Origin of the sequence: Methylophilus sp. 5, assembly GCF_000515275.1 — a bacterium.
GTDB lineage: Bacteria > Pseudomonadota > Gammaproteobacteria > Burkholderiales > Methylophilaceae > Methylophilus.
Window position 1 is genome coordinate 2,487,532 of the sequence record NZ_KI911560.1, and the last position, 11,969, is coordinate 2,499,500.

10 protein-coding genes are annotated in these 11,969 nt (G+C 49.5%); 8 read left to right on the forward strand and 2 right to left on the reverse strand.

Going from position 1 to position 11,969, the window contains the following annotated elements:
* Positions 1-3 precede the first annotated feature (3 nt).
* On the forward strand, positions 4-1,230 hold the full coding sequence (gene fabB, locus METH5_RS0112075) for a beta-ketoacyl-ACP synthase I (protein WP_029148756.1): 1,227 nt from the start codon (positions 4-6) through the stop codon (positions 1,228-1,230).
* A gap of 255 nt (positions 1,231-1,485) precedes the next feature.
* Positions 1,486-2,031 carry a DUF1439 domain-containing protein gene (locus METH5_RS0112080; RefSeq protein WP_232411036.1) on the forward strand — a complete coding sequence of 182 codons (546 nt, stop codon included), beginning with the start codon at positions 1,486-1,488 and terminating at the stop codon, positions 2,029-2,031.
* A gap of 8 nt (positions 2,032-2,039) precedes the next feature.
* Here METH5_RS0112080 and METH5_RS0112085 read toward each other — a convergent pair whose 3' ends face one another.
* Positions 2,040-2,435 carry an Mth938-like domain-containing protein gene (locus METH5_RS0112085; RefSeq protein ID WP_029148758.1) on the reverse strand — a complete coding sequence of 132 codons (396 nt, stop codon included), beginning with the start codon at positions 2,433-2,435 and terminating at the stop codon, positions 2,040-2,042.
* Between the two features lie 198 nt (positions 2,436-2,633).
* Between METH5_RS0112085 and METH5_RS0112090 the strand changes: the two genes are divergently transcribed.
* The 5 genes from METH5_RS0112090 to METH5_RS0112110 all read left to right on the forward strand — a co-directional run bounded on the left by METH5_RS0112090 (position 2,634) and on the right by METH5_RS0112110 (position 8,211).
* Positions 2,634-3,860: a pyridoxal phosphate-dependent aminotransferase gene (locus METH5_RS0112090; RefSeq protein ID WP_029148759.1), complete on the forward strand. Its 1,227-nt coding sequence runs from the start codon at positions 2,634-2,636 to the stop codon at positions 3,858-3,860.
* A 56-nt stretch (positions 3,861-3,916) separates the two neighbouring features.
* A complete protein-coding gene (locus METH5_RS0112095; RefSeq protein ID WP_029148760.1) occupies positions 3,917-5,230 on the forward strand; it encodes a homoserine dehydrogenase in 1,314 nt (437 codons plus the stop codon).
* Positions 5,231-5,261: 31 nt separating this feature from the next.
* The gene (gene thrC / locus METH5_RS0112100; protein WP_029148761.1) at positions 5,262-6,695 is read left to right on the forward strand and encodes a threonine synthase; all 1,434 of its coding nucleotides are present in this window, start codon (positions 5,262-5,264) and stop codon (positions 6,693-6,695) included.
* Between the two features lie 16 nt (positions 6,696-6,711).
* Positions 6,712-7,506 (forward strand): thymidylate synthase, encoded by a 795-nt coding sequence (locus METH5_RS0112105; RefSeq protein WP_029148762.1) that lies wholly within the window; start codon positions 6,712-6,714, stop codon positions 7,504-7,506.
* 177 nt (positions 7,507-7,683) lie between these two features.
* Complete coding sequence (locus METH5_RS0112110) at positions 7,684-8,211, forward strand: PepSY domain-containing protein (RefSeq protein ID WP_081726740.1); 528 nt, start codon at positions 7,684-7,686, stop codon at positions 8,209-8,211.
* A gap of 316 nt (positions 8,212-8,527) precedes the next feature.
* Here the strand turns inward: METH5_RS0112110 and METH5_RS0112115 are convergent, their stop codons facing one another.
* Positions 8,528-9,637: a GntR family transcriptional regulator gene (locus tag METH5_RS0112115; protein WP_232411037.1), complete on the reverse strand. Its 1,110-nt coding sequence runs from the start codon at positions 9,635-9,637 to the stop codon at positions 8,528-8,530.
* 363 nt (positions 9,638-10,000) lie between these two features.
* Here METH5_RS0112115 and METH5_RS0112120 point away from each other — a divergent pair, with 363 nt between their 5' ends.
* Positions 10,001-11,872 carry a PQQ-dependent dehydrogenase, methanol/ethanol family gene (locus METH5_RS0112120; protein WP_036307881.1) on the forward strand — a complete coding sequence of 624 codons (1,872 nt, stop codon included), beginning with the start codon at positions 10,001-10,003 and terminating at the stop codon, positions 11,870-11,872.
* Positions 11,873-11,969: the final 97 nt, after the last annotated feature.

Sequence of the window (11,969 nt, forward strand, 5' to 3'; positions counted from 1 at the left end):
GCAATGCGTCGCGTAGTGATTACAGGATTTGGTATCGTATCAAGTCTTGGTAATAACAAACAGGAAGTGCTGGACAGCCTGCAAGTAGGTCGTTCCGGTATTACTTATCAACCTGAATATGCCGAGCGTGGTTTGCGTTCGCATGTTGCAGGGTCGATCAAAAATCTGGATGTTGAAGCCATGATTGATCGCAAGCTGTTGCGTTTTATGGCCAAAGGTCATGCTTACGCCTGGCTTGCGATGCAGGAAGCGATTGCTGATGCAAATTTACCGGAAGAGTTGGTCTCCAATGTCCGTACCGGCCTGATTGTCGGGGCGGGTGGCACGTCCACTGAAAGCATGCTGGAGGGCACTAACACACTGGCAGAAAAGGGCATTCGCCGGGTTGGGCCTTATATGGTGACTAAAACCATGAGCAGCGGCATTGCTGCCTGTCTGGCCACCGGTGCTAAAATCAAGGGTGTTAATTACGGCATCAGTTCTGCCTGTTCTACCAGTGCGCACTGCATAGGCGCAGGGGTTGAGCAGATTCAGTTAGGCAAGCAAGACATTGTATTTGCTGGCGGCGGTGAAGAAGAACACTGGACCATGAGTTATCTGTTTGATGCCATGGGTGCATTGTCGAGCAAGTATAACGAAACGCCTGAAAAAGCATCGCGCACCTATGATGCAGACCGCGACGGTTTTGTGATTTCTGGCGGCGGCGGCATTGTGGTGCTCGAAGAGTACGAGCATGCTAAAGCACGTGGCGCGCAAATCTATGCCGAGGTAATTGGCTATGGCGCGACCTCAGACGGCTATGACATGGTCGCCCCTAGCGGTGAAGGCGCCGTGCGTTGCATGCAGCAGGCTTTGCAGGGCATTAACCCTGAAGAGATCGACTACATCAACACACATGGCACCAGTACGCCGGTCGGTGATACCAAAGAGCTGGAAGCGATTCGTGCAGTGTTTGGTGAGCAAAGCAAAACAGCGATTGCCTCAACCAAGTCACTCTCTGGCCATGCACTGGGTGCGGCGGGGGTGAATGAGGCGATTTATACCTTGCTGATGATGCAGCACGGCTTTATTGCGGCTTCTGCTAACATCGAAACGCTGGATCCAGCGGCAGAAGGCTTGAATATTGTGCGTAGCCCGATCGCTACTGCTAAGATTCAAACCGCGTTGTCTAACAGCTTTGGGTTTGGCGGTACCAATGCCACGCTGACGTTGTCGACTAAATATCTGTAACCGTGAGCGGGTAATAAAAAAGCAGTGTGTTGATGAAACACACTGCTTTTTTTATACATGTAGGTCTATCATCTGCATGCATAGGCAGTGACGGCCCACACTGATAAAATCAGCATGCCCATGACTAATGGGATGCGCATCTGCCCAGGCTAGTACACCGGGATTTTTTTCTTTTGTGCACACTCTTAAATCTGATGTGGTTTGCCTCAATCTCTATTTTTGTCCAACGTTGCAAGTGTTCAATAAGGCGTATAAATGCGTGTTTTAAAAAACTTCTGTGGGGTGGTATTGCTGGCGTTGTCGCTGACACATTGTGCGACGATGGGTGAGCGGACGGTGAAAATGAACACCGCCCAGTTACAGCAAAAGCTCAACAATAAACTGGCTAAGCCACTCACGGTGCTCAAGGTGTTTCATATTCAGCTTTCCAATGCATTGGTCTCTATGGATCCAGCCTCGGGCAGGATTCATACCCTGATGGACGCCAGTGTGCAAAGCGATTTATTGTCAAACGCCGCTACAGGTAAATTGGGCTTGTCTGGCCTGGTCAAATTTGATCCGGCGCGCAATGCCGTCGTGCTGGACCAGCCTGCAGTGGATTCTTTTCAACTGGATGGCGCCCATAGCGAGTGGAATGGCTTGGTGCAACAGTTAGCCAAAGATTTGGGCGGAAAATGGTTGAATCAACTGGTGTTGTATGAAGTGAAGCCTGAGGATTTAAGCTATGCTGGCCGGCATTACCAGCCCGGCGATTTGCAAGTGACGGCTGATGGTTTGCAGGTAACGCTCAAGCCACAATAAGCGGTGCTTTAGGCGGCGCTGGTCGTGAGATGTTTTTCCAGTAACAGTGCCGCAACGACTTTGCGCCCCTCAGCGGCTAGAATGTTGAACGTGCGGCAGGCTGCAGCCGTCGTCATGCACTCTACCGCGATGTGCGCAGAGGCAAACGCCTGGGTGTGCCTGGGGTGAATAAAGCGTTGTTTGTCACCGGTGCCGAGCAAGACCACTTCTGGCGTGAAGTCAAAAATCGCAGACAGCTTTTGCGCATCTAGTGTCTCCCATGGTCCCTCAAACCAGTCTGTACTTAATGCTTGCTCACTCACAATCACCGGCTGTTCATAACGCTGACGATTAATGATCACGGCGTCGCTGTCTACGCCATTAATTTGGTATTGCTGCTCGCTGGTATGTAAGTGTAGTTTCATAAGTGAGAATCTTGGTGTGCCCTGTTACATGGCGCATGGCAAAAAGCTTAAGCTTGCGCATGAAAGTAGTCGGTCTGAATCTACTGATTCAGTGTCTGCCAGCGGCCTAAGCTTCATTGATGTAGCAAGGGTTTGCAGGTAGAATGAAAGTTTTACTTTAAGAGCTTAACACACGCCAGATGTGTTTGTTAACCAGCGATGAAGCCAGTCAATAAATCCAGCAAACTCAGTAATGTCTGTTACGACATCCGCGGCCCGGTATTACAACGTGCGCGCCAGATGGAAGAAGACGGACAGCGTATTATCAAGCTGAACATCGGTAACCCGATGCCATTTGGTTTTAATGCGCCAGAAGAAATCGTACAAGACGTGATCCACAATATGGATCAAGCCTCTGGCTACACGGACTCTAAAGGGCTATTTGCGGCGCGTAAAGCCATCATGCATTACACCCAGCAAAAAAATATTGCAGGTGTGACTATAGACGACATTATTATCGGTAATGGCGTGTCTGAGCTGATAGTAATGGCCATGCAGGGCCTACTCAATAATGGTGACCAGATTCTGGTGCCTATGCCTGATTATCCGTTGTGGACGGCCGCAGTCAACCTGGCGGGCGGTACAGCGCGTCACTATGTCTGTGATGAGCAATCTGGCTGGTTGCCAGACCTTGAAGATATTGAAAACAAGATCACTGCCAACACTAAAGGCATTGTCATTATCAACCCCAATAATCCAACCGGTGCGTTGTATCCCAAAGAAACACTGGAAGGCATTATTGAGATTGCCCGTCATCATGGCCTGGTGGTGTTTGCTGACGAGATTTATGACAAAGTGCTGTATGACGGCAACACACACACGTCAATCGCCTCACTGGCCGATGATGTGCTGTTTGTGACCTTTAACGGTTTATCTAAAAACTACCGTGCTTGCGGCTATCGTTCTGGCTGGATGATTATCTCCGGCGATAAAAAAGATGCCAAAGATTATATTGAAGGCCTCAATATGCTGGCATCGATGCGTTTGTGTGCCAACGTACCTGGCCAGTTAGCGATTCAAACAGCGCTGGGGGGTTACCAGAGTATCAATGATTTGGTGGCACCCAGCGGACGCTTGTGCAAGCAACGTGACGTGGCTTATGACATGTTAACCGCCATGCCGGGGGTGACTTGCGTCAAACCAGCGGCGGCCATGTATCTGTTTCCTAAACTGGATCCAGACATGTATCCGATTGCAGACGACCAGCAGTTTATTCTGGAGTTGTTGCTGGAAGAGAAGGTACTACTGGTGCAAGGCACCGGTTTTAACTGGAAAGCGCCTGATCATTTCAGGGTGGTTTTTCTGCCGAATATAGACGACCTGACCGAGGCCATGACACGCATAGGCCGCTATCTGGACAGCTATCGCAAGAAGCATGCAAAATAAAGAAACATTCAAAATAAGGTGAGCGTGCGCGCAAACCATCAATGGTGACTATAAGTATGAAAGAATTAAAAGTAGGCTTGTTGGGCATAGGCACAGTGGGGGGCGGTACCTATACCGTGATCACGCGTAATCAGGCAGAGATCGCGCGCCGTCTTGGTGGCAATATCCGTATTGTGCAAGTGGCTGACCGTAATTTGGAGTTGGCAAAGCAAGTGACGAACGGCCAGGTTGCCGTGACTGACGATGCGTTTTCTGTGGTGAATAATCCTGACATTGATGTGGTCGTTGAGTTGATTGGCGGCTACACCGTTGCCAAAGAGCTGGTGTTAACCGCCATTGCAAACGGCAAGCATGTGGTCACGGCCAACAAAGCCTTGCTGGCCGTGCATGGCGACGAGATTTTTAAAGCCGCGGCTGATAAAGGGGTGATTGTCGCCTTTGAAGCGGCGGTCGCCGGTGGGATTCCTATCATCAAGGCACTGCGCGAAGGCCTGAGTGCTAACAAAATAGAGTGGGTGGCTGGCATTATTAACGGCACCACTAACTTTATCCTGACCGAAATGCGTGACAAGGGTCTGGCATTTGCCGACGTGCTGAAAGAAGCCCAGCGCTTGGGCTATGCCGAGGCCGACCCCACCTTTGACGTAGAAGGCATTGATGCCGCGCACAAGCTGACCATCATGGCCAGCATTGCGTTTGGCATGCCTATGCAGTTTGAGCAGGCTTATACCGAAGGCATTACCAAGCTCACGATTAAAGATATTCAATATGCACAAGAGCTGGGCTATCGGGTGAAGTTGCTGGGCATTAGCAAAAAAGCTGAGGCTGGTGTTGAGTTGCGGGTGCATCCAACCCTGATTCCTGAAAAACGCCTGATTGCCAATGTGGATGGCGCCATGAATGCCGTGGTGGTAAAAGGGGATGCCGTGGGCCCAACCTTGTATTACGGTGCCGGTGCTGGCGCTGAGCCAACCGCCAGTGCGGTCGTGGCTGACCTGATAGACATTGCGCGCCTGCAAGGCACCAAAGCTGAGCAGCGTGTGGCTTACCTGGGTTATCAGTTAGACCAGCAGCAAGTGTTGCCGATTTTGCCAATGAGTGAAGTGCACTCTGCCTATTACCTGCGCTTGCGTGCCTCTGACAAGCCGGGCGTGATGGCTGACATCACCAAAATTCTGGCTGACCTGCAAATCTCGATTGATGCCATGCTGCAAAAAGAACCTGCAGAAGGCGAGTCAGAAGCAGATATTGTGATTTTGACGCACACCACGCAAGAGAAAATCATGGATGCGGCGATTGCTCATATTGAGGCGCTGCCTGCCATTGCTGCCGGCGTCACCAAAATCCGCATGGAAACACTGTCACGCTAACTTACCGTTTGAATGCAATAGGTTAAATGCAATGAAATATATTAGTACCCGCGGGCAATCGCCTGCTTTAACGTTTAGTGAAATTTTGCTGGGTGGCCTGGCGCCAGATGGCGGTTTGTACTTGCCTGAGCAGTATCCGCAGTTTAGCGATGCTGACTTGAACGCCATGCGCGGCATGAATTACCGCGACCTGGCGTTTGCAATTTTGTCGCGCCTGGTGGATAACAGCGATATTCCGCACGTAGACCTGAAAGCGATCATCGATAAAACTTACCGTGCCGAAGTCTATCAATACGCACGTGCGGGCCAAAACGCAGCAGACATTACGCCTACGCTCAAGCTTGAAGATAACCTCTACCTGTTAAGTTTATCCAACGGCCCGACGCTGGCGTTTAAAGATATGGCCATGCAGTTACTGGGTAACCTGTTTGAGTATGTGCTAAGCAAAACCGGCCAAACCACCAATATTCTGGGCGCCACCTCTGGCGACACCGGCTCGGCTGCCGAATACGCCATGCGTGGCAAGCAGGGCGTGCGTGTATTCATGCTATCGCCTTACCAGAAAATGAGCCGCTTTCAGACCGCGCAAATGTTCAGCCTGCAAGACGACAATATTTTTAATATCGCCGTCAAAGGTGTGTTTGACGATGCGCAGGACATGGTTAAAGCGGTGTCTAATGACCATGCGTTTAAGGCGGAATATAAAATCGGTGCGGTAAACTCCATTAACTGGGGCCGGATTGCTGCCCAAATTGTGTATTACTTTAAAGGCTACCTGGCCGTGACCAGCAGCAACAGCCAGAAGGTCAGCTTTACCGTACCTAGCGGCAACTTTGGCAATATCTGCGCCGGGCATATTGCGCGCATGATGGGCTTGCCGATAGACCAGCTGGTCGTCGCCACCAACGAAAATGACGTGCTGGATGAGTTTTTTAACACCGGTGTTTACGCACCACGTAGCTCAGCCAATACTTACCACACCTCCAGCCCGTCTATGGACATTAGCAAAGCCTCTAATTTTGAGCGCTTTATTTATGACCTGGTGGGCCAGGATGGCAGCAAAGTGCGTGAGTTATGGTCTGCGGTCGATGCCGGTGGCAAGTTTGATTTGAACGCGCAGGGTTATTTTGCCAAGGTAGCTGGGTTTGGCTTTGTGTCTGGCCACAGTAACCATGCGCACCGCATGCAAACCATACGCGCCACCAAAGCCAGCTATGGCGTGACAATTGACACCCACACCGCCGATGGCTTAAAGGTCGCGCTGGAGCAGCGTAAGGCCGATGTGCCGATGCTGGTGCTCGAAACTGCCTTGCCAGCCAAGTTTGAAGAGGCGATTGTTGAAGCCCTGGGCGAGGTGCCTGAGCGCCCAGCGAGCCTGGCTGGCCTGGAAGACCTGCCACAAACATCCAGCGTGATGGATGTCAGTGTGGATGCGATTAAAGCGTTTATCCGCGCAAATACCTAAAACCGGGAGCCCATTTATGCAGCAGTATCATGATTTATTGAACCACGTACTTGCACATGGGCATGTTAAAACTGATCGCACCGGCACCGGTACGACGTCGGTGTTCGGTTACCAGATGCGCTTTAATCTGGCCGAGGGCTTTCCGCTACTGACCACCAAAAAAGTCCATTTAAAATCCATTATTCATGAGCTGCTGTGGTTTTTACAGGGCAGTACCAATATTGCCTATCTTAAAGAGCATGGCGTGCGTATCTGGGACGAATGGGCAGATGAGCAGGGCAATCTGGGGCCAGTCTATGGCTACCAGTGGCGCAACTGGCCCAAACCGGACGGCACGCATATTGATCAGATCACGCAAGTGGTTAACCAGATCAAAAACACGCCCGACTCCCGCCGTATGATTGTCTCTGCCTGGAATGTGGCAGACGTCGAGCGCATGAAGTTACCGCCGTGCCACGCTTTTTTTCAGTTTTATGTGGCGGATGGCAAACTGAGCTGCCAGCTTTATCAGCGCAGCGCAGATATTTTCCTCGGTGTGCCATTCAATATCGCGTCTTACGCCTTGTTGACCATGATGGTGGCGCAGGTCTGTGAGTTGCAACTGGGTGATTTTGTGCATACCTTGGGTGACGCACACATTTACAGCAACCATATGGAGCAGGTCAAAGAGCAGTTGTCGCGTACGCCGCGCGCGCTGCCCGAAATGCGCATTAACCCAGCGGTGAAGGATCTTTTTGCCTTTAAGTTTGAAGACTTTACCTTAGATCATTACGATCCATATCCTGCGATTAAGGCACCAGTCGCGGTGTAGTCCAGCCGCTTTCAGGGTGACTAAATGGCTGCATTTAGCCATTTTGTTAACAAGGTGTAATATTTTCAAAAGCTTACTGCGTTTTTGTTATCCTTTTCGCGTTATGAATTCACGAAGTATGCGTCCCTAGCGCGTGTTTCGCGTTTTTCATTCATGACTTTAAACAAGGAGATCATTATGCAAATGAAAGCGTCATTACTGGCAGCCGCATTGTGCGGTTTGTTATCCGGTCAAGCATTCGCTGACCACGAAACCATTAAACCAAAAGCTTATGATAGCCTGGGCAAATGCGTAAAAGCAGCTTTGTCCAAGCACGACGGCAAAATTGTTAAAGTTGAAGCCAAGTCAGAGCGCAAGCACCTGGTATATGAGTTTGATATTGAGTCTAAAGACGGCACCGCTTGGGACATCGAGTGCGATGCCAAAACAGGCAAAGTAACTGAAATTGAGCAAGAAGTAACTGCTGACAACGAAAAATTTAAAGCATTAGCCAAAGTGACTGAAGAAGAAGCCAAAGCGACTGCCCTGGCTGCACACCCAGGTAAAGTGGTTGAAGTTGAGTATGAGTTAGAGTCAGATGGTAAAGCGTCTTACGAGTTTGACATTCTGGAAGCAGATAACGAAGAAGTTAAAGTTGAAGTAGATGCAACGACCGGCAAAATTGTAGAAACCAGCTACGAAGTGTATCAAATCGGTCAAGAGTAATTTCTGCCGCATGAGCTTGTTGTAAATAAAAGGCACCGCATTTGCGGTGCCTTTTTTGCATGAGATCAATATGCAAGTAGGGAGTGTCTACCCCGATACCGGCTGATATGCAGTCTGCTGGTATCGGTCCTAGTGATAGCTCACTCCCAAGCTACAATGAGCATTTAGCATGCCATGGCATTGGCAAGATTTAACTAAATGATTGAAAAGCCTATTTTTGATGTAAATAGGATTTTTTCCTGTATTTTATGGTTGTTAGCAGCCAATTTGGTTGTGATTTGGTGGTTGTTGCCCAGCGCTACGTGTGGCCATGTGCTTAGGTTTGTTGCAAAAAACGATGGATGGTGGTCAGTAGTTTTTTATATTCGCCACGCTTAATCAGCTCACTTTGTGCCAGCATGTTAAGTAATGACGATTGCTGCTGTTGCACGTTGAGCTCGTTAATAAATTCGGCTGAAAAGCCCAGGTTGCTGGCGAGGTAGCACAGGTTAAACATGTCACAACATTCGCCGTACAAGCTACCCAGCAATATACTTTTGGCATATTTGCTCGATAGCGGCTGGCTTTGTTGTACAAATGGCAGATGCGCACGCTGATCATCAATCAGCAGTAAACGGTAATCTGCCAGTTTTTGTGCCACCAGCGTTTGTGCAGCGTCTATTGTGTGTGCCTCAAACAGCATTGAAGTATCGCACCACAACGCAGAGACCGGATAGTTGATGCAGTATTTTTCCACCTGCTCAATAAACCCGTGCGCCTGACCATCGCTGATGGCAGGCAGGCGTATCACTTGTATGCCATGCCTTTGCAGGCTTTTTTCCAGTGCCGGGCTTGCTGTATGGCCTAGCAGCAGGCATCCGTCAGCTTGGCTCAGATGATGCATCAGTGCGGTTTGCAACACTGGCCAGGTGCCGCAGGTAATGTGGTCAGGCGACACCAGGTAGCGTCTTTCGTGCGCCAGCAGGTTGGCCAGCATATGCTTGAGATTAAACAGGCCAGTCACGTCATAGTCGTGCGGCCGTAATTTGTGCATGTGCAATGCCACGCGGCGAATGTGGTGCGCTGTGGTTTTTTGAATTAACTGATAAATACTGCTGGCGGCGTTGTCCAGCTCTGGCCGTGCGTGCATCACGGTGCGGGGGCGTGGTGGGCCAGGGGTTTCAGTACGTGGTGCTTGAGAAACAAAGGTGCCACGCTTGGGCTGGGTATAAATCAGCCCCTGTGCAGAGAGCTCTTCATACACCCGCGACACTGTTTTTCGATTGATGCCCAAACGTTGCGCAATATCGCGTGAGCTAGGCAGGGCGCTGCCACCTAGCCAGGCGCCGCCTTCTATCATGGCGCGAAAGTGTTCTATCAATTGCTGGTGGATGGAATGCGGGGAAGCTTTGTCCAATACCAGTGAGTAATGCCAGGGTCTCAGCACAGTCAGTGTCTACCTTTATAATCAAGTAAAATGGCGCCGCCACCATCGTTGGATGGCACCATTACCTGAAGGGCACACTAGGACATGGCCTTCGTTTGCAAAATGATACAAAAAAAAAGCAATTCTATAAAGTTTTAAGAAAAATTCCTTATCTGGCCCATGAATAAAACCCAAAACTGGCTGGCTGTTTCGGGGGGCTATTTATATTACAGTTACAAGCGCTTAATCAAGTGACATCTATCCTTAACAGGATAATTAACAGCTCTGGAAATCCTAGTGCCAGCGGCAATTTTAAGCACAGCGCAATTTTAAATTGCAATTTGTGATGGATCCTTATGGGATTTTTCTTCCGGAGATATAACTATGATGAAAATTAAAACTGCTTTTGGTATTGCAGCCAGTGTTGCGCTTGCCTTGCCGGCAATGGCGTTTGCTGCTGCAGACCAAGAAGCTGCAATGAAAGACTCAAACAACTGGGCACATCCACGTGGTCAGCACAATAACCAAGGTTATAGCGCACTGGCACAAATCAACAAAGGCAATATCAAAAACCTGAAAATGGCCTGGACATTCGCAACCGGTGTAAACCGTGGTCACGAAGGTTCTCCAATTGTGGTTGGCAACATGATGTACATCGTGACTGCTTTCCCAAACAACATTTACGCTCTGGATTTGAACGATAACCAGAAAATTGTATGGTCTTACTTTCCTAAACAAGACCCTAGCGTTCAAGCAGTGCTGTGCTGTGACAACGTGACTCGTGGCTTGGGCTTCGGTGACGGCAAGATCTACCTGCAACAAAACGATGGTTTGTTAGTTGCGCTGGATGCCAAAGACGGTAAAAAACTGTGGGAAGTTAAAAACACGGATCCAAAAGTGGGTGCGACTAACACTAACGCGCCACACGTGATCAAAGACAAAGTATTGACCGGTTGCTCAGGTGCTGAGTTCGGCGTACGTTGCTTTATCGCTGCATACAACCTGAAAGATGGTTCTTTGGCATGGAAAGCCTACTCAACTGGCCCAGATGCTGAAACATTGCACGACGCAAATACTAACAAAGACAACCCTTTGTATAACGCACTGTCTGTTTATCAAGACGTGAACGGTGGTAACAAAGAGGGTGGTTCTTTCAAGCGCCTGTCTGCTGATCAAATCAAAGGTGGCGAAAAAGAGCTGGGTACACGTACCTGGTTGAAACCACAAGCGATCAAAGATGGCTGGCAGCATGGTGGCGGTTCCGTATGGGGCTGGTGGCCATATGATGCACGTACAAACCTGGTTTACTACGGTGCGGGTAACCCATCTGTATGGAACCCGGATGTACGTCCAGGCGACAACAAATGGTCCATGACAGTGACAGCACGTGATTTGGACACTGGTGTGGCTAAATGGGCGATGCAAATGACTCCACACGATGAGTGGGACTACGATGGTGTGAACGAAGTGATTCTGTTCGACAAGGCTGGTAAAACATATGCATGGCACCATGACCGTAACGGTTTTGCTTACACCTGGAATGCGAATACAGGTAGTTTGATTGCTGCTGAAAAAGTACACCCATTTGTTAACTGGGCAACTGATGTTGACCTGAAAACAGGCGTACCTAGCAAACTGGCGGCTGCTTCTACTCACCAAGACTACAACGCTAAAGGCATTTGCCCAGCGGCTTTGGGTACTAAAGACCAACAGCCTGCGGCTTACTCACCAAAAACGGGTTTGATGTACTCTCCACTGAACCACGTATGTATGACATACGAGCCAGTTGAGTCCAAATACGTGGCTGGTCAGCCATGGGTTGGTGCGACATTGACCATGTTTGCTGGTCCAGACGGTGTGATGGGTGGTTTTGCTGCTTATGACCCAATGACCAACAAAAAAGTCTGGTACAACAAAGAGAAGTTCTCTGCCTGGAGTGGTGCGTTGACGACTGCTTCTAACATTGTGTTCTACGGTACTTTGGATCGTTGGTTCAAAGCAGTTGATGCACAATCAGGTAAAGAGCTGTGGAAGTTTCAGGTTGGTTCTGGTGCGATTGGTAACGCGTTCACCTATGGTAACAAAGGTAAACAATACGTGGGTATCTTGTCTGGTATCGGCGGTTGGGCTGGTGTTGCGATGAACTTGGGTATGACGACTGACACCGACGCATTGGGTGCTGCTGGTGGTTACAAAGAGTTGACCAAGTACAACGCTGCTCCTGGCGGCGGTGCACTGAACGTGTTTGCACTGTAATTTAAGCTTGCGCTTAAGTTGCACGTAGAAATACGTGAGTATGACAAAACACCCTGCCTAGGCAGGGTGTTTTTTTGTTTGTGCGATGCAGAAAGGG

Bases quoted from the DNA above. Each gene is read 5' to 3' on its own strand.
- METH5_RS0112095 (WP_029148760.1), top strand. From the start codon at position 3,917: ATGAAAGAATTAAAAGTAGGCTTGTTGGGCATAGGCACAGTGGGGGGC.
- fabB (WP_029148756.1), top strand. From the start codon at position 4: ATGCGTCGCGTAGTGATTACAGGATTTGGTATCGTATCAAGTCTTGGT.
- METH5_RS0112080 (WP_232411036.1), top strand. From the start codon at position 1,486: ATGCGTGTTTTAAAAAACTTCTGTGGGGTGGTATTGCTGGCGTTGTCG.
- METH5_RS0112090 (WP_029148759.1), top strand. From the start codon at position 2,634: ATGAAGCCAGTCAATAAATCCAGCAAACTCAGTAATGTCTGTTACGAC.
- METH5_RS0112085 (WP_029148758.1), bottom strand. From the start codon at position 2,435: ATGAAACTACACTTACATACCAGCGAGCAGCAATACCAAATTAATGGC.
- METH5_RS0112105 (WP_029148762.1), top strand. From the start codon at position 6,712: ATGCAGCAGTATCATGATTTATTGAACCACGTACTTGCACATGGGCAT.
- METH5_RS0112120 (WP_036307881.1), top strand. From the start codon at position 10,001: ATGATGAAAATTAAAACTGCTTTTGGTATTGCAGCCAGTGTTGCGCTT.
- METH5_RS0112110 (WP_081726740.1), top strand. From the start codon at position 7,684: ATGCAAATGAAAGCGTCATTACTGGCAGCCGCATTGTGCGGTTTGTTA.
- thrC (WP_029148761.1), top strand. From the start codon at position 5,262: ATGAAATATATTAGTACCCGCGGGCAATCGCCTGCTTTAACGTTTAGT.